General features: G+C 41.1%; 21 protein-coding genes and 1 pseudogene. 2 read left to right on the top strand and 20 right to left on the bottom strand.

What is annotated here, in order from left to right:
- Nucleotides 1–85: 85 nt before the first annotated feature.
- The 3 genes from D8801_RS00105 to D8801_RS00095 all read right to left on the bottom strand — a co-directional run bounded on the left by D8801_RS00105 (nucleotide 86) and on the right by D8801_RS00095 (nucleotide 6,045).
- Nucleotides 86–1,414, bottom strand: coding sequence for an ABC transporter substrate-binding protein (locus D8801_RS00105; protein WP_084926108.1), 1,329 nt, complete (start codon nucleotides 1,412–1,414; stop codon nucleotides 86–88).
- 114 nt (nucleotides 1,415–1,528) lie between these two features.
- Nucleotides 1,529–2,227 carry an N-acetylmannosamine-6-phosphate 2-epimerase gene (locus D8801_RS00100; RefSeq protein WP_125846983.1) on the bottom strand — a complete coding sequence of 233 codons (699 nt, stop codon included), beginning with the start codon at nucleotides 2,225–2,227 and terminating at the stop codon, nucleotides 1,529–1,531.
- A gap of 245 nt (nucleotides 2,228–2,472) precedes the next feature.
- A complete protein-coding gene (locus D8801_RS00095) occupies nucleotides 2,473–6,045 on the bottom strand; it encodes an SIALI-17 repeat-containing surface protein (protein WP_125846981.1) in 3,573 nt (1,190 codons plus the stop codon).
- A gap of 532 nt (nucleotides 6,046–6,577) precedes the next feature.
- On the opposite strand from D8801_RS00095, the gene D8801_RS00090 reads away from it, so the two are divergent.
- Nucleotides 6,578–6,955 (top strand): IS110 family transposase, encoded by a 378-nt coding sequence (locus tag D8801_RS00090; RefSeq protein ID WP_125846979.1) that lies wholly within the window; start codon nucleotides 6,578–6,580, stop codon nucleotides 6,953–6,955.
- 45 nt (nucleotides 6,956–7,000) lie between these two features.
- A complete protein-coding gene (locus tag D8801_RS10035) occupies nucleotides 7,001–7,345 on the top strand; it encodes a transposase (protein WP_125847644.1) in 345 nt (114 codons plus the stop codon).
- A gap of 85 nt (nucleotides 7,346–7,430) precedes the next feature.
- Here the strand turns inward: D8801_RS10035 and D8801_RS10090 are convergent.
- The 17 genes and pseudogenes from D8801_RS10090 to D8801_RS00005 form a co-directional block, all read right to left on the bottom strand.
- Nucleotides 7,431–7,511, bottom strand: a pseudogene (locus D8801_RS10090) (DUF6773 family protein); the annotation flags it as partial.
- Nucleotides 7,501–7,974 carry a DUF6773 family protein gene (locus tag D8801_RS00080; protein ID WP_125846977.1) on the bottom strand — a complete coding sequence of 158 codons (474 nt, stop codon included), beginning with the start codon at nucleotides 7,972–7,974 and terminating at the stop codon, nucleotides 7,501–7,503. The gene D8801_RS00080 and the pseudogene D8801_RS10090, both read right to left, overlap by 11 nt.
- Complete coding sequence (locus D8801_RS00075) at nucleotides 7,964–8,173, bottom strand: helix-turn-helix transcriptional regulator (protein ID WP_001107502.1); 210 nt, start codon at nucleotides 8,171–8,173, stop codon at nucleotides 7,964–7,966. Before D8801_RS00075 ends, D8801_RS00080 begins: the two co-directional genes overlap by 11 nt.
- 147 nt (nucleotides 8,174–8,320) lie before the next feature.
- Nucleotides 8,321–8,917: an HAD family hydrolase gene (locus D8801_RS00070; RefSeq protein ID WP_125846975.1), complete on the bottom strand. Its 597-nt coding sequence runs from the start codon at nucleotides 8,915–8,917 to the stop codon at nucleotides 8,321–8,323.
- Between the two features lie 59 nt (nucleotides 8,918–8,976).
- The gene (locus tag D8801_RS00065; RefSeq protein WP_125846973.1) at nucleotides 8,977–9,387 is read right to left on the bottom strand and encodes a GNAT family N-acetyltransferase; all 411 of its coding nucleotides are present in this window, start codon (nucleotides 9,385–9,387) and stop codon (nucleotides 8,977–8,979) included.
- Nucleotides 9,388–9,487: 100 nt separating this feature from the next.
- Nucleotides 9,488–10,852, bottom strand: coding sequence for an amino acid permease (locus D8801_RS00060; RefSeq protein ID WP_185758473.1), 1,365 nt, complete (start codon nucleotides 10,850–10,852; stop codon nucleotides 9,488–9,490).
- Between the two features lie 77 nt (nucleotides 10,853–10,929).
- Nucleotides 10,930–11,412 carry a transcription elongation factor GreA gene (greA, locus tag D8801_RS00055; protein WP_000818755.1) on the bottom strand — a complete coding sequence of 161 codons (483 nt, stop codon included), beginning with the start codon at nucleotides 11,410–11,412 and terminating at the stop codon, nucleotides 10,930–10,932.
- Between the two features lie 63 nt (nucleotides 11,413–11,475).
- Nucleotides 11,476–13,170 (bottom strand): endolytic transglycosylase MltG, encoded by a 1,695-nt coding sequence (gene mltG, locus D8801_RS00050; RefSeq protein WP_125846971.1) that lies wholly within the window; start codon nucleotides 13,168–13,170, stop codon nucleotides 11,476–11,478.
- Nucleotides 13,171–13,232: 62 nt separating this feature from the next.
- Nucleotides 13,233–13,721, bottom strand: a complete 489-nt coding sequence (locus D8801_RS00045; RefSeq protein ID WP_125846969.1) for a GNAT family N-acetyltransferase — start codon at nucleotides 13,719–13,721, stop codon at nucleotides 13,233–13,235.
- Complete coding sequence (locus D8801_RS00040) at nucleotides 13,718–14,185, bottom strand: GNAT family N-acetyltransferase (protein ID WP_125846967.1); 468 nt, start codon at nucleotides 14,183–14,185, stop codon at nucleotides 13,718–13,720. Before D8801_RS00040 ends, D8801_RS00045 begins: the two co-directional genes overlap by 4 nt.
- A 10-nt stretch (nucleotides 14,186–14,195) precedes the next feature.
- Nucleotides 14,196–15,530 (bottom strand): UDP-N-acetylmuramate--L-alanine ligase, encoded by a 1,335-nt coding sequence (murC, locus tag D8801_RS00035; protein WP_125846965.1) that lies wholly within the window; start codon nucleotides 15,528–15,530, stop codon nucleotides 14,196–14,198.
- 11 nt (nucleotides 15,531–15,541) lie between these two features.
- Nucleotides 15,542–16,153, bottom strand: a complete 612-nt coding sequence (locus D8801_RS00030) for a divisome accessory protein ZapJ (RefSeq protein WP_125846963.1) — start codon at nucleotides 16,151–16,153, stop codon at nucleotides 15,542–15,544.
- Nucleotides 16,154–16,200: 47 nt separating this feature from the next.
- The gene (locus D8801_RS00025; protein ID WP_125846961.1) at nucleotides 16,201–19,296 is read right to left on the bottom strand and encodes a pilus expression-regulating Snf2 family helicase; all 3,096 of its coding nucleotides are present in this window, start codon (nucleotides 19,294–19,296) and stop codon (nucleotides 16,201–16,203) included.
- A 92-nt stretch (nucleotides 19,297–19,388) separates the two neighbouring features.
- Nucleotides 19,389–20,555 (bottom strand): MalY/PatB family protein, encoded by a 1,167-nt coding sequence (locus D8801_RS00020; RefSeq protein WP_125846959.1) that lies wholly within the window; start codon nucleotides 20,553–20,555, stop codon nucleotides 19,389–19,391.
- 7 nt (nucleotides 20,556–20,562) lie between these two features.
- Nucleotides 20,563–21,657 carry a cystathionine gamma-synthase gene (locus D8801_RS00015; protein ID WP_125846957.1) on the bottom strand — a complete coding sequence of 365 codons (1,095 nt, stop codon included), beginning with the start codon at nucleotides 21,655–21,657 and terminating at the stop codon, nucleotides 20,563–20,565.
- 145 nt (nucleotides 21,658–21,802) lie between these two features.
- A complete protein-coding gene (locus tag D8801_RS00010) occupies nucleotides 21,803–23,761 on the bottom strand; it encodes a peptide ABC transporter substrate-binding protein (protein WP_125846955.1) in 1,959 nt (652 codons plus the stop codon).
- 640 nt (nucleotides 23,762–24,401) lie between these two features.
- Nucleotides 24,402–24,591 (bottom strand): LPXTG cell wall anchor domain-containing protein (locus D8801_RS00005; protein ID WP_125846953.1); only part of this gene is annotated, 190 nt, incomplete at its 5' end.

Below are 24,591 nucleotides of genomic sequence, written 5' to 3'. Positions count from 1 at the left end.
ACAGTTCCTTACATTTCAAACAAAAGTCCCCCTTTTCTTACACCGTAGTGCTCAGGGAAAAGGGGGAATCAATCTGACTTAGTGCTTATTGTTTTGTAGCTTTTTTGATTGTTTCGTTAGCTTTTTCAGTGAAGGCTTTCAAAGCATCCGCTGGTTTTTCGTCACCATTTGATACAGATTGCAACATTGGGAACCAAAGAGTTCTCATTTCAGCAAATCCATCGATAGTGTTGTAGTATGGTGAGTAGTATTTAGTCCAGCCACTGATTGTTTCCATACGTTTGTCTTCATAAAGTTTGCCAAATGATGTACGAACTGGGAAGGCACCTGTACGAACTACGTCTTTAGGACCCCATTCTTTGTCATCTGCGATGAATTGAACGAATTTCTTAGCAGCTGCGACTTTTTTGTCGTCCTTGTTGTTAAATACTGCAAATCCATTTACAAGGTATTCAAGAGATGGTTTACCAGAGTCTGATGGGAATGGTACTTCTACCACGTCTACCTTACTTGCTTCCAAGAGTTTCGCTTGGATACCGTTTTGAGCTGGTGCCCAAAGGATTGTGTATGAAGTTTGACCATTCGCAAAGTTTTGGATGTCTGCTCCACCGTCAAATTGTGAACCATTGTTCAACAAACCGTCTTTAATCCAGCTAGCAGCTTTTTCAAGACCTTTGACGAATTTAGGATCGTCAGTTGTATATTTAGTTACATCTTTGTCTGTTACAGAACCGCCATAAAGGTTTGCGATGAAGGCACGTGTTCCTTGGTCTCCCCCTTGACCAGAACTGAACAATGAACCTGGTGTATATCCTTTATCTTTAAGCGCTTTCAAAACTTTTTCAAAGTCATCAGTTGTCCAACCTTCTTTGACAAGGTTTGCAACTCCTGCATCTTCCAACATTTTCTTGTTCATGGCCATGTAGAATGGAGCTGAACTGATTGGATACATGTAAGCTTTGTCACCAGCCTTACTTGCTTGTACGATGTTTTCATTATTGACATCTTTGACGAATTCGTCTGTGAAGAGGTCGTTCAACTCAGCCAATTTACCATTTTTGCCGTATTGGATGATACGTCCTGGTGCGTCAAAGAGTACGTCTGGCGCTGTTCCTGCTTCGATGGCTGTTGTGATCTTTTCAGGACCCGACTTGAAGTCAATGGTTTCCAATTTCACTTTTACATCTGGATTTGCTTTTTCAAAAGCTTCGATGATTGATTTTTCATAAGTTCCAACACCATCGCCAGTTTTTTCTTGTGTGAAGACTGGGAATGCCCACCAAGTGATTTCTGTTTTTCCGCTATCGCTACCAGATTTTCCAGCATCTTTACTTCCACCAGAATTCCCACAAGCCGCAAGGCCAAGAATCGCAGCACCTGCAAGTACTGTACAAGCTAGTTTTCTAAATTTCATTTGTATTCTCCTAATTAATAAGCGTGTCCATATTGGATAGTGAGTAAGCTTCTATTTGTATACGTTTTCATTTTATCCGACGCATCGACCACTCTCCTCTTTTTTGAGATTGTGTTATTTAAGACCGGCAACAAAGCGCTCCGTAATCTCTTTTGGTCTAGTAATAGCTCCACCGACAACGATGCCTCGCACCCCATATTCAAGGATTTGTTTGGCTTGTTCTGGTGTATGAATTTTCCCTTCAGCGATGACATCCACCCCTGCTTCACAAAGTTTTTTGATCAGTTCAAAGTCTGGACCATCTACTTTTGGACTGTAAGAAGTATAACCTGATAAGGTTGTTCCAACAAAATCAATTCCCGCTTCGACTGCTGCTAGCCCTTCTTCAAAAGTACTGGTATCAGCCATTAAGAGTTGATGAGGATATTTTTCTTTGACTTGTCGGATAAAGTCCTGGATTTCCAAACCGTCGTAACGTTCACGTTTGGTACAATCCAGAGCAATGACCTCTATGTCTAGTTCAGCCAGTTCATCAACTTCTCTCATCGTAGCTGTAATGAAGGGCTCCTGTGGCGGATAGTCACGTTTGATGATTCCGATAATTGGAAGTTTCGTAACCTCCTTGATTTCCTTGATATCGCGAACACTGTTTGCTCGGATACCGACTGCTCCACCTTGCTCAGCCGCTTTGACTAGCAAGGGGATAACCCCTCCCGCTTCTGTATAAAGCGGTTCGTGAGGAAGTGCCTGGCAAGAGACAATGATTCCATCTTTGATTTGTTCAATCAAGGCTTCTTTGCTGATCTGTGGCATCCTCTTTCCTCCCTTTCTTTCTTCTATGGGCTTATTATATATTATTTGTTAAGCGCTTTCAATAGTTTATGGTAGAATAGATTTCAGTTTCAAAACTATTTTATAGAACAGACTATCCTGAAAGTAGTTTCAGACATCTTAGAATTTCTTATTAGCACACCTTGAGCCGAAAGAAAAAGATAGCAGGCTGAAAAACCTACTATCTCCTTCTATTTTTACAAAGCCAAATGATTAAAATTATTCTCTTATTCTTCTTTCTTTTTCCCCATTGCAAACAAGCCAAGGAAGAAAGCTGTGAGTCCTAGTGAGGCAAGGATTCCACTCTCCTTGTTCCCTGTATTAGGAAGTGTCTGCTGAGCAAGAGGAGCTTTGTAAGTATAATCTTCTGTAGCAAGATTCACAAGCGAATTAGCTCCCTTATATTCTGCGAGTTCATGTACAGCTGCATCGGCTGCATTCACGCCACCTTTGTACTCAGGGGCTTCATGGACTGCTGCTTCAACAGCATTCACACCGCCTGTAAACTCTGGCTTCTCAACTGTTGAAGCTACCTCTTCACCCGCTGTACCTAATGTGTCTGTATACTCTGGTACTTCATGAACTGCGGCCTCAACAGCATTAACTCCGCCTGTAAATTCTGGTTTCTCGACTGTTGGAGCTGCCTCTTCGCCCGCTGTACCTAGTGGGCCTGTGTACTCTGGAAGTTCATGGACAGCTACTTCGACAGCATTCACACCGCCTGTAAATTCTGGCTTTTCAACTGTTGGTGCTGATTTCTCACCCGCTGTCCCTAGTGGGCCTGTGTACTCTGGTACTTCATGAACTGCGGCCTCTTCACCATTCACACCGCCTGTAAATTCTGGTTTTTCAACTGTTGGTGCTGGTTCCTCACCCGCTGTCCCTAGTGGGCCTGTGTACTCTGGTACTTCATGAACTGCGGCCTCTTCACCATTCACACCGCCTGTAAATTCTGGTTTTTCAACTGTTGGTGCTGGTTCCTCACCCGCTGTCCCTAGTGGGCCTGTATATTCTGGCTTCTCGACTGTCGGAGTTGCCTCTTCACCCGCTGTCCCTAGTGGACCTGTATATTCTGGCACTTCATGAACAGCAGCTTCACTTCCGTTCATTCCATTCGAAAGCTTAGTGCCCGCTACAGAGACTGGTAAATTATGCATACTTTCAATAGCACCTTCTGCCAGACCTGTAACTTTTTGACCCATATCCTCTGAATCCACCGTAAATAGGAGGGTTTTTGTGTCATACTGGGTCATGAAGCGTGCTGTTTTACCGTTTGCCAATTGAAGGGTTGGTGCCTTGTTGACCAATACTTCCGAATCAAACTCCATAGCAAGGATGCCTGGCCATTTTTCAATCGCATATTTCACTTTTGCTTCTTTAGGAGAAATCCAATCCTTGGTCAAGAAATCCCAGTTGAATTTTTTATAGGATAAAGTATAATCGTTTTGATTGCCATCCGCATGCTCATAAAGCAAACCATATTCGCCATTTCCGAGTTCTTGGAGTGAGTTGTAAGCAAACTTACCACTTTGTATAGGATTGTGTTTCAGCCATGTCAACTCACCATTCTCCTCAACACGAGCCAGGTGAACCAAACCATTATTGCGTCCAGGACCACCAGCATTGCTGAGTAGAATGTATTCCTTTCCTTCATGCATGGTGTGAATAGCGGACATTTGAACATAAACGTCTTTTACTTGAGGATAACGTTTGATTTCCTTATCCCACGTTGCTCCCCCATCATGACTGGTCGCAACCTGAAGATCACCAGTCAACCCACGCATAAAGAGCTTGAGATCCCCATTATTCAACTGAACAACAGTCGACTCCGTATTTTGGGCACCTGGATTATTCATGGTTGAAGAGTGAATGGTTTGGTTGCCTACTGGACGGTTATCATTAACTGCTTCCCCTGCTTGCCATGTTTCACCATGATCATCCGAGTAAATTACACGAGATGATTGAGAACCACTTAGGTAGGAAACGTTGTTTGTTGTATAAACTGGAATCACCAGTCTTCCCTTATGAGGTCCTGTACGCAAGGCAATCCCCGTACCAGGTCCAGTTCCTAGGAAGTGCATCCAATCTTTCCGAATCCCATGAGTAATATCTTTTGGTGCAGACCAAGTCTTCCCATCGTCATCACTGTAGGACATCCATAGGTAGTTGGTATTGGAAACTCTAAAAATATTCTTCTCGCTATACTCAAAATAAATATTTCCGATTAGCTCATTCCCTTTATACAAATCCCCCTTATCGCTGTAGGCTGGTTTTTTAGGGTCAACGACGACGCGATAATCTGTCTTTCTATTTTGAGGGTCGAAAACCTCTCCGTTTTCTCGAATCGTATAGCGACCTGATTCTCCTTGCTTATATAAAACTTGATAAACTTTATCTCCCACTTGTTCATAAGCTTTCGGAGCTTGTCCCGGCAATGAAAATACTGCCTTACTTTCAAGGAACATGTCATAAATTGCAAAAATTCTCTTTGTTTCAGGGTCTTGCACCAAGGCCATATCAATATTAACTGGAGATGGCCAATCTGCATGTTTAGCGTGCTCATTGTCACGAGGATTTGAGATTACAATTCGATCTCCCCATGTTTTTCCATTATCTGAGCTACGACGAACAACCATCCCAATATCTCCCCAGTCAGAATGGTGCAAACGTCTTTCATCCGTTCCAGCAATCAGTGTTCCTTTATCTGTCTTGAGAAGAGCTGGGATACGATAACTCTTGATACCATCTTTATTTGGTTGATTATTCCTACCACCTTCAAAGACATCTTCTTTCTCAGTGACTTTTGCTCCCTCAGGAAGTTTCTGTTCCAATTCACCTCTTTCAAATAATTGACTTCGTGTTTGAACTTCATCTGGGCTTAAAGCACGATCGTAAACAGTTAGGTTTCGTACTTGTAAGTTTGATGCCCAAACTGTTTTATTGCCCCGTTTGGTTGCTCCAAGTTGAGCTTGATTAACATCTGGCATATCTTTAATGAAGTTACCAGATTTGAGACTTGTTCGAGATAAGACACCGTTCACATAGAGACGAACTCGACCATGAGGTAACTCTGCTGTCGGTTGTTCGACAGTAAAGGTCACAGAATTCCATTGTCCAGGACGAACTTTCAAAGGAGCATCTGTATACTTATCATAGAACTGCTCCCCGTTAGCGCCACGCCCTTCAATAAGAGCTGTATTATCAAGGACCGACATAGTAAAGTACTCATTTTCCTTGGTGTCACTGGATACCGAAAAGAGATTGTAAAAGCGTGGAGCTGATGCATCTGGTTTGAACTCCATGTGAACTGTAGCATTTTGAAGTTTCTTTAGTTTGTCTAGTTCACTTGATAAATCGACTCTCTGACCATTTGCCGCATTGGTTTCAACATCTTCTTTTTCAAGGACAGGATTAGCATTTTTTAAATCTCTTGAATAATAATCACGAGGAATAGCATTCTCATCTGCTGATTCTTCCTCTTCTTTTAAAGTTGTTTCCGTTGCATTTTCTGTCTTTTCTTCTACTTGCTTCTTGAGCTTATCTTGATCAAGTTCAGTCCCAACTACATTCTTATCAGCATCGGATGCATTTGCTACTACAGCTTCTTTGGGCACCTCTTCTGATGATTGGTCTTTGCCTTTTTCCACATTTTCAGTACTTGGTGCTACTACATTTCCCTGTTCTTGGGCTAAAACTGGCGAAACTCCAAATACAACTGTACCAATTAGTACAGAAGCTGTTCCAACTGCAAATTTTCTAATGCCATATCGTCGTTTTCGATCAAAATCCCTATACTTCATTTTTTTACCTTTCATATTCTCTATAAATAAAGCGCTTTCTTTTTTCTTTAAAAATTTTTAGTTCCTCCAACTAAACAAGTAAAAAGAAAGTAACCGACTGAATGAGACCTCCCATTCTTCAAACGTCCACTGCTCTTACTCTCTGACCAAACAGCGGAAAGTTTCCTCCTTTCGCATAATACCTTTCCCTCATTATACAATAAACTTTGAACTTTATAGCTAAATTGATATAGAATAGATTTTACTTTTAAGAATAATTTAATATTTTAAGTCGCCAGAAAGTACTTTCAGGAATTTCAACATAAAACTCTAAGCAGGCAGAGCCTGCTAACTCATGACAGAAAAAGAAGTTTAGCTTATAATTAAGCTGAACAATGCTAATCCGTGGTCTTTAATAGGACTTTTCCTAGCCTGTACATAAAACTGGATGAACAAGAGTCATGAGATAACTCGAATATGTCTTGAACGTGAAAATAAAATTACAATTAACCTCTTGTTCTATTTTTCAAATAGTTAACAAGAGGTTTTTATAATGGAAGTTATGATTGAAACATGTTGTGGCATTGATGTTCACCCAAAATCCATTGTTTATTGTATTCTAGATGGCTCACTAGATAGCAATAAACCAAAGAAAATTCAGAAGAAATTTGAGACAACTACTGTAGCTCTTCACAATGCCTTAGATTGGGTGGTAGAAAATCATGTCACACATGTCTTTTTTGAAAGTACTGGGCGATATTGGCTCCCTTTTTTGAATATCTTTTCAGATTCTAATCTAGTCTTAGTACTTGCCAATCCTCAACATATCAAGAATGTACCCGGTCGTAAGACAGATGTGAAGGACGCTGAATGGATTGCTCAACTTGGTCGTTGTGGACTGATTGAGCCATCTTACATTCCTAGCTCTTAGGATGCTTCAAACTATTCCTGGTGTGAACGAAAACTGTGCTGAACTATTTTAGCTGAGATTGGACCAACTGTTACAGCCTTTCCATCCGATGCACACTTAGCATCATGGACTGGACTCTGCCCAGGGTCTTATGAAAGTGCTGGCATTAAAAAATCCTCACACATCACGCAAGGAAATCGATATATCAAACAGGCTTTGACCACGTCGGGATTGATCGCAGCACATTCTAAGGATCCAGCTTTTTCTTCTTGTTACAATCAAATTTCCCAAAGAGGAAGCAAGATGAAGGCGATTATTGCTTGTGCTCATAAGATTCTCAGAATCATTTACAAACTACTCTCCACCAAGCAGACTTATCAAAAAGAAAAGGCGCTAGGACTGAGGAAATAGTTCTAACGCCTAAACTTAAAAAATTCAATTACAGTATCGCACAGGAAGTGATTTTTTGCGCTTTTTTACTGTCTTTTTTTCAAATAAAAGACTCTGTCCCAGCTTTGTTAATCAGTTGCTCTTCCCTTTCGTCTAGTAATTGATAATAAAAAAATCTATTTTTCATCTTCTTCCTCCCAAACTTGCTGATTTCTGCGATTCAAGTATAGGATAACTCTATCCATAGAATAACTCCCAACGAGATAGATGACAACTGCTAGGAGCACTTTTAGGGAGTACTTCCAAGTCAATAGACTGACCAGTTCCTCGCGATTACCTACGATATCAATCAGTAAAATCACTATAGAAAATCCCAAAGCAGATAAAATTCTTTCTTTTCCAGTATCCTCAACAATATCTCGAATATCAATTCCTACATACATGCGGCGAATAATGGCATACAAACCAACTCCGATCAATAAAAGTAATTCTGGCAAGTAGGACAGAAGTGTTAAATTAAAAATATAAACTTTGGCAAAAATTTCCAGTGCCAAAAATAGGCACATTCCCAAGAGAATTTCTCCTGAAATCTTTCCATCCAATTTTTCCGTACGTTCATCTTTGATCACAAGTTTTTTTCTATTTTTCATCTTCTTCCTCCCAAAATAATTGATCTAAAGTTTTGCCTAAGCATCTGCAAATGGACTGACAGAGGGAGAGACTAGGATTGTATTTCCCAGCTTCAATCAAGCCTATAGTCTGGCGCGTAACCCCTACAGCCTCTGCCAAATCCCCTTGTGTTAAATCACGCTCCACCCGAGCTAATTTTAATTTTAAATTTTTAGCCACTAGCGTCCTCCTTCACATTTTTAAAAAGTTGCGCTTCTTTTAAAAACATTATACCATATATCTAACTTAATGCAACATATAAATGTCATTTTGTAACATTTTGTTAACGAAAAAACTCTCTACCACAAAAAATAGAGAGTTTTGAATTTAAATATAGGATTTCAAAATATCGACGACATCGCTTCTTTTCTTGACCTGATAGGCCTTGATGCCCAATTTCTCAGCTGCCATTGTATTGTCCTCAATATCATCTAGAAAGACACAATTTGTAGGATCTAGCTGGTATTTATCGAGAATCTCCTTAAACATTGCCAAATCAGGCTTTATAGCTTTTATATCACAGGATAGGACAAAGCCATCTAAAAGTTCTTTTATGGGAGATAGCTGCTCTTCCAGCAAGTCATAAAATACCTTTGAGGTATTGGACAAGACAAAGATGCGATGCCCCTTTTTCTTTAGTTCTGACAAGACAGGAAAGACTTCCGTATAAATGTCAATGTAGCTAGGCCAGTTCCAGATAACTTCTTCGACCTTCTTTTGATAGGTCCTTCCAATCATGGAGACAACTTTAAGCACTAATTCTTCTCTCGTCATGATACCAAGATCTAATCTCTCCCAAAGCCCCGACTGAAAAATAGTCTTATCTAAAATCAGATAATCTTTCTTTATCTCCGAAATACCTTGCAAAATCTTATCCTTGTTCCATTCTAATAAAACGTTACCCATATCCAATATTATGTCCATTTGCCCGCCTCCATAGTGATGTGAAAAATCCCTCTTTGCTTTATACTTTCATATTCAGCTTATAAATCCTTTTGGTAATAATATCTTTGTCCTGTATAGGGATAGTCTTGCAAGGTAAAGACTTCCTTGTAGCCATGCCTTTTATAAAAATCTGGAGCTTGAAACTGGTAAGTATTCACGAAAGCAAACTGACAGTTTCGTTTCTTAGCTTCATTTTCAGCTTGCTCCAATAGTTTTGAACCGATTCCTTGCCCTCGCAGTTCCTCTGTTACAAACAAATACTCAATTTCCAACCAATTTCCGAAAGTCTCTGCTACTAAGCCCGCCAAGAGATTGCCCTTTTCATCTTCAACATAAAGGTTCAGTGGCTCGCTTTCAGCCTCTTCTCTTTTAGAACGATTATAAGCACGAATCAAATCCCCTATTTCTTGCGCTTTATGAGATTCCTTATTTTCCAATCTAACGTGCATCCAAACCTCCTAATAAACTGCTACAGTTTGATTATAATCTTATTTCAATAGACTGTCAAACTAGAAAAAACTCACCAAGCAGAGTTGATGAGTTCATGAGTTATTTTCTAAATTTCCACTGACTATAAATTCCGAAACCGATAATCCAGATGGCAGAACCAACCGCCCCCATGAAGGTAGATTCTTGTAAAAAGAGGGTTACAAAGACAAAGATAAAGAAGAGCATGGTTAGGGGATTAAGCAAGCGATACTGAGGCATGAGGTAGCCATCAGCCATGAAGTCTTGTGACTTGCGGTATTTGAGATGAGCCACCATGATCAAAATATAAATCGCGATGTAAACACCTGACGAGGACGCCGTAATCAAAGCAAAAGCATCGGAAACACCTGGCAAAACGTTGATAAAGGCCGCCAGAGCAATTAAAATTGCTGAAGCAATGATGGCATTTTGTGGAACATTGTGACGAGAAAGGGTATCTGCCTTAATAGCTTTTAAGAAGCGATTGGGCGAGTCATGAGCAATCTGGTACAAATGCCGACCTGTTGAGTAGAGGGTTGAATTAAGAGCAGATGCTGCCGACGTCAAAACGACAAAGTTAATCAAAGCCGCTGCCCACTTGATACCTGCCAGTTCAAAAACCGTTACAAATGGTGAATCCGAAGAAGCAAGTTCTCTCCAGGGAATGATAGACATAATGGCCAATAGAGCTCCACCATAGAAGAAGACAATTCGGAGAGGAATTTCCTTAACTGCTTTTGGCAAAACCTGACGAGGATTCTTTGTTTCAGAAGTTGTCACCCCGATAAACTCAATCATCAGATAGGCAAAAAATACCATTTGAAAGGCCATGACAAAGTTCATAACACCGTTTGGGAAAAGAGAGAACTGATTGCTGATATTTGCCAAACTTGCAGCACCATGCGGTGTCTCAAATCCAGTTAAGACCATAAAGACCCCTGTTGCAATCATAGCTAAAATAGCCACAATTTTAACCATAGCAAACCAAAACTCGACTTCTCCAAAGAGCTTAACCGCAATCAGATTGACCAAGGCCAAAATCGTTAAAAAGACAATCTGAATCAGCCAACTAGGCCAGCTAGGAAACCAAAACTGAACATAATGCGAGATCGCAGTGATTTCTGCCATACCGATAAAGACGACAGACAACCAATAAGACCAAACTGAGAAATAACCCCAGCCTTTCCCCAAATGACGGGTGATAAAGTTGATAAAAGTATGTTGTTCTGGATCCTGGTAGAGCATCTCCCCAACAGCCCTCATCATCAAAAACATAAAGGCTCCTGTAATCATATAAATCAGGATGATAGAAGGTCCTGTAAGGCTGATAGAACGCCCAGCACCTAGGAAAAGTCCTGTTCCGATTGTTCCAGCAATGGCCATCACCTGAACATGGCGATTGGTTAGACCACGCTCCATTTTATTTTTCTTCTTATTTGAACTCATATAATCTCCTATTTTATCCAAAAAACCAAAAAGGAGTTGAGCAAGTCAAGACCTCCACTACTCCATTTTCATTCTATTTAGGCTGTTTTTTCAACCTTTAAGATTTTGACATCGTAGCTACCAACTGGTGTCTCGATGGTCGCTGTATCACCAGTCTTTTTACCGATCAAGGCTTGTCCAATCGGACTTTCATTTGATACTTTACCAGCGAAAGCATCTGCACCTGCAGAACCGACGATGATATAGACTTCTTCGTCATCTTCCCCGATTTCTTGGATGGTTACGGTCTTACCGATAGCCACTTCATCTTGGGCAACTGCATCGCTATTAACTATTTCAGCATAGCGGATTTTTGTTTCTAGACTTGAAATTTGTCCTTCAACAAAAGCTTGCTCATCCTTGGCTGCTTCGTACTCGCTGTTCTCTGAAAGGTCTCCGTATGAACGAGCAATTTTGATACGTTCTACCACTTCAGGACGACGAACGAGTTTCAACTCCTCTAATTCTTTTTCTAGTTTTTCCTTTTCTTCAAGGGTCATTGGGTAAGTTTTTTCTGCCATTTTTCTCAACTTTCTTTTCTTAATTTGTTTTTAAAACAAAATTATGTGGAAAACCACATAATTTTAGTTTGAACTACTTGATTGTGTTAATTTGCTATTGATATGTTCTGCAACGTTTTGATCGTGTTCTTCTTTGGTCGTTGCGAAGTATACTTTACCATCTTCAACATTGGCTACAAAGTACAAGTAGTCACTCTTTGTCTGGTTTACACTTGCTTCAATAGCATCTAAACTTGGACTATCAACTGGTCCAGGCATCAGCCCAAGGTGTGTGTAAACGTTGTATGGTGAATCAATCGTTGTATCAATTCCAGCGTCATCTGCTAAACTAATCTTTTGACCAAGTTTTCCTTGAGCATATAGGATAGCGATATTACTTTGAAGTGGCATACCGAGATTCAAGCGGTTATAGAAAACACCTGCAATCTTCTTGCGGTCTTCGGTCTTAGCACCTTCTTTTTCGACAAGAGAAGCAATGCTGAGCAATTCATTAACTGTCAGATTCTTTTCTTTAATTGAGGCGTAATATGATGACATGGTCTTATCCATCGCAGCCACCATCTCATCAATCAAACTCTCAACAGTTGTGCTATCTTTGATTGTATAAGTCGCTGGGAAAAGGTAGCCTTCAAGACGATAACGAACGCCACTATCTTTTGTTGGAAGGCTTCCAAGAAGGTTTGGATACTTCGTCACTAATTGTGAGATAAAGGTCTCGTCTTGAACTTTTTCTAAAAAGGCATCCGCAGTAAGAGGTTCTTTAAAGTCACCTTGAAGTTGTCCTACTGTTTGAGCAATTTGCTCCAATGTATAACCTTCTGGAATTGTCAAGTTTGCAAGAACAGGTGCCTGAGCTTCAGGAGTCCCACCTTTTTGCAATTCTTGAATCAACTCATCCGTACTCATGCTCTTCTTCAAGTTATAATAACCTGATTTTAAGTCTGCGCCCTTATATTTAGCATAAAAGCTAAAGATAAGTCCATGTTTAACCAAACCAAATTTTTCCAAAGTGCTCCCAATTTCTTGAATATTTGAACCTTCTGGGATTTGAACCGTTACATAGTCCTTAGAACTTGCATCAACAGGTTTCAAGGATTCTTGAACGTATCCATAACCAAAGAAGCCACCAATACTTACGAGCACTAGGAGAACTAGGAAAGTTAGCAAACAGCCTTTAGCTTTTGATTTCTTCTTTTTCTTAGCTGGCTTTGTTCCTTCACGACGACTGCGTCGTGGAGCATCCGCTAGGTTATCAACTTTCTCAACTGGAGCAGGGACTACATTCTCCACAACAGGAGGGACTGATTCTTCTTTATTATCATCCGTTTTATAGGAAACAGCCACTTTAGTTGGAGTAGTGTTAAACTCTTTGTCTTCCTTTTTAGGCTCTACAGCATCAATCTTGGCTGGTGCAGACTCTTCTAGTTTTGACTCTTCTGGCTCTGGTCCTGTCACTTCGCTTGATTCAAAACTTGGACGTGATGGTACACTTGGGGCATTTTTTAGGATTTCATCCACAGTTGACAGAGAGTCTACCATTAAACCTTCTGTGGCAAGATTTGGTTCTTGTTCAGAAGGAGCGGGTGGAGTTACTTGAGAAGATGGAGTTGGGGTGGTCGGACTTTCCTCTTCTTTCCCCTTTCTTTCTCTCTCTCTGACTCTCTCTAAATCGCGTAAAATCTGTTCTTTAAAGCTTAACGTTTCTTCTCTTGATTTCTCGCTCAAAAGCTTTACCTCCTTGTTGGCAATCCATAACATTATATCTTAAAAGTCGCAGAAAAGCAACAAAATATACCTTTCTCCAACTATATTTCTTGTTTTCAAGGCTTCCAAACCATGTTATACCAGGTCTCACCTGCATAGGTAGATTGGGATAGTCCTTCATTGACAAAACCATGTTTCTCGTAATATGAGATAAGATAATCATGACAAGTCAGGTTAATGCCCTCTCGTTCATGTTCTAAAGCGACTTCTTTTAGGGCAGTCAGCAATTTTTTGCCCACTCCCAAAGCTTGCGCTTCCTTAGCTATGGAGAGACAGGTCACAGAAATATAACCTCCAGGTTGATGGCTATAGTCTTTTATTTCTTCTGTAAAGGACTGATCTTGTAGATGACGATGTGGGACGACCGGACCTTCAATGTAGCCAAGGATACGTCCCTCTTTTTCAGCGACGAGAAAGCTGGTCTGAATTTCACGTAAATGCGCCTCAAAGACCGAACGAGGAATGGCTTCCTCAAGGGAGAAATTCTCCAGCTCTATCTCTATAATCCGATCTAAATCCGAAAATCTTGCTTGTCTGATTTTCATATTTCCTCCTGATAAAAAGGATTAGCCCAAGTCAGATACCAACAAGAACCACTGCCATAATGACTCTCGGTCACTTCTTCTTCAACAAAGCCATTCATTTCAAAATATGATAGTAGTTCATCAGGACTTTTCAAAAGAATACCTTGGTGATTTAATTCGACTGTCACCTGTTTCAAGGCTGCAAGAAGAAGAGTTCCCAAACCTTGTCCCCAATGATTCGGATGAATAGTCAATGATTTTACTTCTATCCATTTGGGATGAAGATACTGAGCTTCTCCCAAAACATAGCCTAGGAGCTGATTTTCATCCCAAGCTACAAGAAAGGTACCCGCAGACTTGCGGATACTCTCTTCTAAGGATTGGCGGCTAAGTGTCTCTTCTGATGAAGGATTGGCTTCTTCAATCGCCAACATTTCTTCTAAATCTGATAGGGTAGCTTGCCTTATAGTGATTGGAATTTCCATCTGGCTTTCCTTATTGGACGTTGCTTGTCAAGTTAGACAAGAGACGTTCAAATGAATATTCATAGGTTTGGATGTCTCCAGCACCCATAAAGACGTAAACAGCATTGTCATGGTCTAGGAGTGGAGAAACATTTTCAACAGTGATAACCTGGTGTTTCTTGTTGATTTTATTGGCTAAGTCTTCTACTTTGACATCACCATGGTCCACTTCACGGGCCGATCCATAGATTTGTGCTAGGTAAACGGCGTCTGCTTGATTCAAAGCGTGGGCAAATTCGTCCAACAAGGCAATGGTTCTTGTAAAGGTATGCGGTTGGAAGACTGCCACGATTTCCTTGCTTGGATATTTTTGACGAGCCGCATCCAAGGTCGCAATGATTTCTGTTGGATGGTGGGCAAAGTCATCAATAATCACTGTATCATTGACGATTTTCTCAGTGAAACGACGCTTAACACCAGCAAAAGTTTTCAAGTGTTCACGAACCAAGTTCAAATCAAAACCTGCTGCGTAAAGAAGACCAATAACAGCTGTCGCATTCATGATATTGTGACGACCAAAGGTTGGAATGTGGAATTGACCCAATTCTTGTCCACGGAAATGAACTGTAAAGGTTGATCCAGTCGTAGATCGAAGGAGATCACTAGCTACAAAGTCATTGTCCTCAGCTTCAAACCCATAGTAATATATTGGCGCATTGGCTGTGATCTTACGCAACTCAGCATCCTCACCGTATACAAACAAACCTTTGGTAATTTGTTTGGCATAGTCGTTAAAGGCATTGAAAACATCCTCTAGACTTGTAAAGTAGTCTGGATGGTCAAAGTCAATGTTGGTGATGATAGAGTATTCTGGATGGTAAGGCATGAAGTGACGCTCATATTCGTCTGATTCAAAGACAAAATATTTGGCATTGGCTGAACCACGACCTGTCCCGTCACCAATCAAGAAACTGGTGTCTGTGATGTGAGACAAGACGTGTGACAACATACCGGTCGTTGAAGTTTTCCCATGTGCTCCTGCCACTCCTATGCTGACAAAGTCGCGCATAAAGCTACCTAGGAATTCGTGGTAACGTTTGTAGCTGATACCATTTTGATCTGCATAGGCGATTTCAACGTTGTTATCTGGACGGAAGGCATTTCCAGCGATAATCTCCACATCACCTTGTAGGTTCTTTTCATCAAAAGGAAGAATCGCAATCCCTGCCTGCTCTAGTCCACGTTGAGTAAAGTAGTATTTTTCAACGTCTGAACCTTGAACCTTATGTCCCATTTGGTGCAACATCAAGGCCAAGGCACTCATCCCTGATCCCTTGATTCCAATAAAATGATATGTTTTTGACATGCTTTTCTCCCCTACTCAGTAATTCTTGTCAGATTCAACTCTTGGGCAACCTGACGTTCCTGTTCTGTTTGCTTATTCTTTTTATTATAGATTTGACTCTTCTTTAGAAAATCATAGTTGTTCTTTTTAGTTTTCTCCGTTTGGGTTTTTGGAGTTGGATTCGCCACTTGGCCAACCTCCTCAGCTAAGATATAGTGAGACTGGCTCAAGTTTTTACTAAATTTGGTAAACTCACCAGGATTTTCCTTTTGAAATGGTGCTGTTGGTTGGTTTCCTTGACGAACAAGTGTTGAACCATTGTGTCGTCTGGTATGACTAACATCCTGAGTCAAATACTTGGCTGAACGTTTCTTCTTCAGATCCGCACGCGCCTCTTCTCGAGCCAATTCAGCATACGTTTTTTCAACCTTTTTAGGTTCTGGGCTCGGCTTTGACTCCTTATTAACCACTGGAGAAACTACGGTTTCTTCCTCATTGATAGGAGACCATTCCAAATAGTTCTTATCGCGGTAATCACCTTTGATATTGCTAATAAAGTCTGACTCATCGTACAATTCCATGACTGGCATTTTGGTCAGCATGATCTCATCATCTGACACCAATGGAAATCGATCTTGTTTCATTTTGTATTTCCTTTCAACACTTCATTATAACGTATTGTCTTGATTTTTCAAGTGCTGGCTTCAGAAATTCCCAAAATTTCACGAATTTCTGCCAGACTGAGACTCGCACGAGACTCTGTACCATCTAAAACTTGGGAAACCAAATGTTTCTTTTGTTCTTGAAGTTCTTGGATTTTCTCTTCAATGGTTCCTTTGGTAATCAAGCGATAAACCTCTACCTTCTGCTCCTGTCCCATACGATGGGCACGTCCGATAGCTTGGGCTTCAACCGCAGGATTCCACCAGAGGTCCACTAGGATAACGGTATCAGCTCCCGTTAGATTGAGACCAACACCACCCGCCTTCAGAGAGATGAGAAAGGCGTCTCTTTCTCCCTGATTAAAGGCCTTGGTCATCTCTTGTCTGTCTTGAGCAGGAGTTGAGCCCGTGATTTTGAAGGAAGTCAAGCCCAAGTCTGGTAGTTCTTGCTCGATTTTTTCCAACATTCCTTTAAACTGGGAGAAAATCAAGACCCGATGCCCACCAGCAGCCACTTGTAGCAATAAATCTCGGAGACTATCCAATTTACCACTGGATCCTTGGTAATCGTCCATGAAGAGGGTTGGCGTATCGCAGATCTGGCGCAAACGCATGAGACCAGATAAGATTTCTACCCGACTTCTCTGGAATTCTTGATCTGTCACTTGAGCTAGGCGGTCTCGCATCTGTTGCAACTGGGCTAGATAGATGGCCTTCTGCTGGTCTTCCAGTTCATTTTTATAGACGACTTCGATTAGATCAGGTAGTTCTGTTAGGACTTCTTCTTTCTTACGCCTCATGACGAAGGGCTTGATAAATTGCGCTACTCGGTCAGCCGGTAATTTCATAAATTCCTTTTTACTTGGCAAGAGCCCCGGAAGCACAATTTGGAAGATAGACCACAACTCTCCTAAATGGTTTTCGATAGGCGTACCTGACAAAGCAAAGACTGCAGGCACCACAAACTGGCGCAAACTCTGAGCAATCTTAGTCTGAGCATTTTTCATGACCTGGGCTTCATCTAAAAAGAGAAAATCAAAAGCCATCTCTTGATAAAGCTCGCTGTCTTGACGAAAGGTAGCATAACTGGTTACATAGATTTGGTGATTTTCAGAAAGAATCGCTTCTCGATTCGCTTTCAAACCATGCACGACAGCCAAATCCAACTGTGGGGCAAATTTCCTGAATTCATCTGCCCAATTGTAGATCAAACCTGACGGAGCCAAAATCAAGACCCGACTTTCTTCGGTCACCTGACTAGTCAAAAAAGCGATAGTTTGCAGTGTTTTTCCCAGTCCCATATCATCGGCTAGGATGCCACCAAAGCCATAGTGATGAAGCATCTGGAGCCAACGGACACCCTTTTCCTGATAGTCCCTCAAACTCGCCTGCACCCGTATATCTCCCAAAGGAAAATCCTCTGGATGGGTCAAATCATGAGCTAAATGCTGAAATTCTTCCGAGAAGGAAATCCTGTCTCGACCTTCAAAAAGCTGAGAAAGGCTATAAGCCAGAGATTTTCGCGCTTGAAAAGAACCATCTTTTAGCTCAACCCCCAGTTCCTGCAAATTTTGACGAATCTGCTTGGTTTCCTCATCAAAAAAGTACACTTGGTCAGAAGAACTGATATAGAAATCCTGATTGCTGGTCAGGGCTTTAAGAGCTTGATCAATCTCTTCTTGGGCAATCCCTTGGAAATCAAACTGAATCTCCAACAGTCCTCTCTTGGACTCAATCTGAACCTGAGGAGCTTGGACACTGTAGAGCTGATTCATCTCATCAGACAAGAAAACCTGACCCAACTTCTCAAAAGCTGGAATCGTATGATGGAAGAAAGAATAAACTGCTTCTGGCTTCAAAGCCTGTCTCCAAGACTGAAAATCAGCCTCAAACCCAGCCCCTAAACAGACTTGAAATAGCTGGTTTTCCAAGACGGCATCGCTTGAAAATGGTAATTGTTCCAGCTGTTGATGACTAATCACCTTAACATCTCCATAGTCAAACTGGATATCCAAACGGATGCGGCCGTCATCCTCCCTATCAAAGTAAAAGATTGGTGAAAAGGGTCTGATTTGCAAACGCTCGGAGGCAGACACTGTTCCTAGCAGTCCAAACAAAGGCAGACAGGCAGCCAGACGGTCACGATCACTGTTGTCAAACTGGAGGCATTTTCTCCCTCTTTCCTCCTGAGGAAGCTCCTTGATTTCCTTTAGTAAGCTGATTTGTTTAGGCTTTAAGAGATAAAGATTCCCCTTACGAAAGAGAACCGCTCCCCCATAGAATACGTTAACTCGCTCACTTTCAGAAATCTCCATCTCAAAATAATCGGGATACTCCTGCACGGAAAAAGAGAACAATTCTGCATCAGGTTCTAAATCATGAAAGAGAAGATTTTCATAACTATCGATCTGGTGCTCAAAATGAAAATCTTCCAAGTTCATCAGCAACTCCACTCCCTGCTCAAAAAAGGTCAGAGGGAAAAAGAGGTGACGACCTTGATTGGGGAAAAAGAGGTCTTGACTCAGTCCCTCCTCAATCAAGCCCCGTAAAAAAGTAAGAACATCTTGACTAGCTGTATCAAAAGCATCCCAAGACAAATCATTCTCATAGTGTTTCCCAATCATATATGGTTTTCGATGGACTAAGACCTTCAAAAAGAGTGGGATGTCACGAATGACATAATATTTTTGACTATTAACTAAACCGATTCGGAGAGTCCAAAGGAGGCGATTGGTTCCAGCTTCCACCTGACCTTGAGCCGACAAAGTGTAGATTTTTTCTCTCTTCTGAGGTTGGATACGCTCCAAAAAACTACCACCAAAACCAACCTTGGTTTCGACCTCTTCTTGCTCTTCATGTCCTTTTTCTAAGGCTTGTAAAATCACCTGGCCTTCTTCGTCGTTCTTCAAATAATGCTCGAGCGCTGCGAGGTGAACACAGTAACCTCTTTTTTGGAAAAAATCGCAAGTACAAAAAACCAGATCATCCTCTAAACTGTAGCGCAAGTCTTCTCCCGCCACACGAGTATAGAGGCGATTCCCTTTTTCCTTGATAATCTCAATGTTGCCTGTTTCATAGAGTGCAACCCCCTCCATGCGCAACTTTCCCGGAATCAATTTAGCCATAGTTACCCCTTTATCTTATCTTTTCATTATACCACATTTTCCCCTACGAAAATAGCCTTCTAGGAAGACTTTTCTCCTAGAAGGCTCGATTTTTAAAGTGTAGCAAAAGTAGTCACGATGCGTTGGCAAACTTCTTCTAGCACTGACTTCGGCATGGCTACATTGAGGCGGGCATGAAGAGTTCCCTCCTCCCCAAAGTCCAAACCTCTGTTCAAGATAACCTTAGCTTCATTTCTCAAAAGCTCTTGCAAGCGCTCATCCGTTAGGTTATAGGCTGAAAAATCCAGCCAAATCAAGTAGGTACCTTGCGGTTTCATGACCTTAATCTTGGTTTCGTTGCCCAAAACATCCACTACATAGTTAATATGGTCTTCGATGACTTCTTTTAACTCTCCTAACCAGTCCTTGCCATAACGGTAGGCAGCTTCTGTCGCCAAATAACCCAAGCCTGAGATTTCATGTTGGTTATTGGCCAACTGGCGTTTTTGGAAAGCCACACGAAGCTTTGGATTTTCAATAACTGCATAGGAATTTTTCGTTCCAGCAATATTAAAAGTCTTGGTAGCACTGCTCAAAACAAGAGCAAAGTTTTTGAAGTCTGGATTTACGGTATTAAAAGACTGGTGTTTGTGACCAAAGAGGGCCAAATCTTGGTGAATCTCATCCGAAACCAGCAATACACCATGTTTTTGGCAGAGATAACCAATCTTTTCCAATACTTCCTTTTCCCAAACACGGCCCCCAGGATTGTGGGGATTGCATAGGATATAAAGTTTCACATCCTCTTCTACTATATCCTTCTCCAGCTGATCAAAGTCAATCTCAAACAGCCCATCCTTTTCCACCAAAGGATTGGTAATCAATCGGCGATTGTTCAGTTTGACACTGCGGGCAAAAGGTGGATAGACCGGTGTGTTAATCAGAACAGCCTCTCCTTCTTTTGTAAAGGCTTGAATAGCTGTTGAAATAGCTGGTACCACTCCCTCGATAAATACGAGGGCATCCTTGTCAAAGTGATACTCGTGTTGACTGGCTTCCCATTCCTGAACCGATTCAATCAAAGCATCGCTAGCATAGGTATAGCCATAGACCAACTGATCTGCGTAGGCTTGTACAGCTTGTCGAACCTCAGGCAAAACCACAAAGTCCATATCCGCTATCCAGGCTGGTAGAACTTCGCGATCAGCTTCTGATTCTTTCCATTTATAGGTATGGTGCCCAAAACGATTGGGCAGGCTTGTAAAATCATATTTTCCCATATCTATCTTATCCTTCCAAAGCTTGGCGCAAGTCCGCAATCAAATCTCTAGCATCCTCAATCCCAATAGACAAGCGCAGGAGGTCATCTGTTAAGCCATAAGAATGGCGCACTTCTGCTGGAATATCCGCATGGGTCTGCGTCGTTGGATAAGTAATGAGACTTTCTACCCCACCCAAACTTTCTGCAAAAGAGAAGACCTTGAGGCTGTTCAATATGTGAGGAATACGTTTCTCATCCACTACTTTAAAGGAAATCATACCCCCACGTCCTGTATAGAGCACTTCCTTGACAGCAGGTGAAGCCTTCAAAAAGGCAACCACTTCTTGGGCATTGGCTGTAGAACGCTCCATACGAAGAGACAAGGTCTTAAGACCACGAATCAACTGATAACTATCAAACGGTGACAAGACCGCCCCTGTCGTATTAAGATTGTAGAATAGTTGTTCATATAGTTCTAAACTATTAGTCACAACTACCCCAGCTAAGACATCATTGTGCCCTGCAAGGTACTTGGTTGCCGAATGAAGGACAATATCCGCACCATCTTCGATTGGTCGTTGGTAAATCGGACTGTAGAAGGTATTGTCTACGACTACTTTAGCACCCTTGTCATGAGCTAGTTTGGCTAGTTTTGCAATATCAAATTCCAACATCAAAGGATTGGTTGGCGTTTCGATGTAGAGAACATCCACATCATTTTCCAGCTCAGCAATCAACTCTGCTTCCGTATTGGCATAGGTAAAATGGAAACGGCCTTCTTGCTCCACTTGGTTGAACCATCGGAAAGAACCCCCATAAAGATCTCGCACAGCCAAGACTTTACTTCCTACTGGAAAAACACTAAAAGCCAGTACAATCGCAGCCATACCTGAGCTCGTCGCTAGGGCATAGTCTGCTGATTCGATTGCTGCCAAGACTTCCTCCGCTTTACTGCGAGTTGGGTTTTTAGTGCGCGTGTAGTCAAATCCAGTAGACTGACCGAACTCTGGATGCTGATAAGTTGTTGAAAAATGAAGCGGCGTTACCAAGGCACCTGTTGCCTTATCTGACTTGATTCCCGCCTGAGCCAAAATTGTGTTGATGTGTAGTTCTTTACTCATACAATACCTCCAAATCTATAGTAACTATTGTACCACTTATTTTCACTAACTCATTTTCTTGTTTTCAAGAGCTAGCTATAGTTTCAAACTATATAAAAACGATAGTTCCTTGAGAAACTATCGTTTTTCCTGTTGAATAGACTGATTATTTAACGTGTTTTGCCAATTCTTCTTGGACTTTTTTACTGGATTCTTCTTTTTCTTTCAGCCATTTTTCTTTAGCTTTTTCATACTCATCAGTCGTTACAGTCTTATCTTGCAACTTGAGGTACTTGTATGATTCGACACCCTTATTTCCGGCTTGTGAGAATGGTGCTGAGAATGGAACTATCTTTCTCAGGCTAGGTGTTCCACCCTTAGAAACGTTTGGAATTGCAAGGGCGCTATCAACGAGCCAAGCTTGAACTTCAGCATATTTTTCATAACGTTTTGCTGGATCTTGCTCCTTGTTCGCTTCTTCCAACATTTGAGTGTAGGTATCAAGTCCAACTGCCTTGGCCTTGTCATTGACTTCACCTGGTTCTAGACCAAGGTTTTGCAACATACCACCGTTATTGACATTTAAGATATCAAGATAGCTTGATGGATCCAAGTAGTCCGCACTCCAACCACCATTGTAAAGGTCAAAATCCTTCTGGGCTGCTGTCTGAGCTAAATAACCAGAGCTATCATAATCCTCTGTTGACAGTTGTTGGATATCGATAACCACGTTCTCAGTTCCAAGAACAGATTCGATGGATTGCTTCATTGAGCTAATTTCTTGAATTTCTGTCTTATTGGTCATTTCTACAGTCTTATCCAAGTGAATCGGGAACTGAACACCTTTGGTTTCTAGTTCTTTCTTAGCTTCCGCAAACTTAGCTTTAGCCTTGTCAGGATTGTAGTATGGGTCTTGCGCATCCGCAAAGTTGATTCCTTGCCATTCTTGGCCATAGTTAACCATCTTTTCTGAAACAACATCACCAAAGTCTTTTCCGTTGATGCTTACAAATGTAGGAGGTACAACCAGGTTACGAATAATCTTCGTTGCTCCGTCTTCCCCTTGAGATTGTGCCCCATAGGCCGTACGGTTATAGGCAAAATTGATAGCTTGGCGGAAGTTTTTATTCAGAACTGCTTCTTGGGTTGATTTCTTTTCGATGTCAGTCGTTTTAGAAGTGAAATTATAAGATTTTCTATCCAGGTTAAAATTCAAGTAGAAAGAAGTGGCATCTTGCATGCTGTAGATGATATTGTCTTTATTCTTCTCTTTAATCCCTTCAAAACTTGAGCTATTTGGATAGAGACGTGCATAGCTGTATACTCCTTCTGTAAAGTTACGTGCTAGGGCATCTTGGTCACTTCCATCATAGTAGGTCAATTTCACATCGTCCACAAAGACATTTTTAGCATCCCAGTAATTCGGATTTTTCTTGTATTCGATAACAGATTTTGAAACAAAGGATTTCATCAAGAAAGGTCCACTGTACAAAATACTAGAAGGATCCACCTTACCAAAGTCATCTCCTTTTGATTTCAAGAAATCAGCATTGACAGGGAAGAGAATAGTGGACGTAGTTTTAGAATTCCAATACGGTTCTGGTCGAGTCAAAGTGTACTGAACTGTTTGGTCATCAATCGCCTTAACACCGACAGTTGAAAAGTCAGTTGTTTTTCCGTTGATATAGTCATCCAAACCTGCTACAGAATCTTGAACCAAGTACAAGGCTTCAGATTTTTTATCTGCCGCATATTTCAAACCTGTCACAAAGTCTTGAGCAGTTACAGGGGCGTATTCTTCACCTTCGTATGTATACCACTTGGCATCTTTACGAAGTTTGTAGGTATAAGTCAAACCGTCCTTAGAAACGGTCCAATCCTCTGCCAATGATGGAACATAGTTACCGTATTGGTCATTTTCCATCAAACCATCAACCAAATTGGTAACAATATCATTGGTTGTTGCACGGTTCTCTGCTAGATAGTTCAAACTAGATGGATCACTAGAATAGACATAGTTATATGTTTTAGATGAACTTGCTGAGTTCCCACATGCGCTCAATAGGATACCTGCGCTTAACACGACACCTGCCAGTGTCAGATACTTGGCCTTAGACTTTTTCATTTCCAGAACCTCCTGTTTTAAAGTTTTGTCTTATTATACAGCTTTGGTTTTATTTAGTCAAGCAATTCCTGTCACAAAAGGTCGGAATTATATTATTTTCTCTACAAATTTTAGATTTTTATCTATTTCGTTAGGGATATGCAATGCGTAGTGTAATATTTTTACCTCTTATTCCTAAGTGCTTTAAAAGCTGTTTTGTGATTCGGATATTCTCTTTGGTAGTGATTAATAACCAGTAAGACATCATTAAGTTCTTTGGGAGGTTTAGAAATGGAAATCCATCAAAAATAAAATTGATGGGGCATCCACTCCTTTTCAGACGCTATTTCAAACTTTTCTTAAATCTAAATCCTATATCAATAATATCCTTGAATCCCTTCATTTCAATACTAAGTTGGAAGCAATCAGCAAGAATATAAGATGTCTGGTATTTGATTTTCAAAAATTTAGAGTGATAATTCTCGTTACTTTGAATGTTAGAAAAGAGAGAACCAATCTGACTCTCTCTCATGCTTAGTTAGATCTCGCCCTCTACAGTTGACAAAGAGCCAAAAACCCCAGATAGCCTTAGGCCATCTGGGGTTCTTGTTTTCATCGCTAAAATGATATCAACAATTTCATTTTAGTCGATTTTTGGGACTTAGTCTTCTAAATCCATTTCAGAAGCTGCTGATTTCTTCTTCTTGCCAAGAAGAGAGGCAGTTGCCAAGGCAGCTACTCCTAATCCAAGACCAGCAAATTGGTTACTTGCAGTTCCTGTATTTGGAAGTTTTCTACCGTTTGAACGTCCTGGTCCAGCAGGTTGTTGGGCAGGAGCTTGTGAGTGGTGG

This window comes from Streptococcus oralis (genome assembly GCF_003943415.1).
GTDB lineage: Bacteria > Bacillota > Bacilli > Lactobacillales > Streptococcaceae > Streptococcus > Streptococcus oralis_BJ.
Note: the sequence above shows the minus strand (reverse complement) of the source record. Positions and strands in the feature narration are given on the sequence as shown.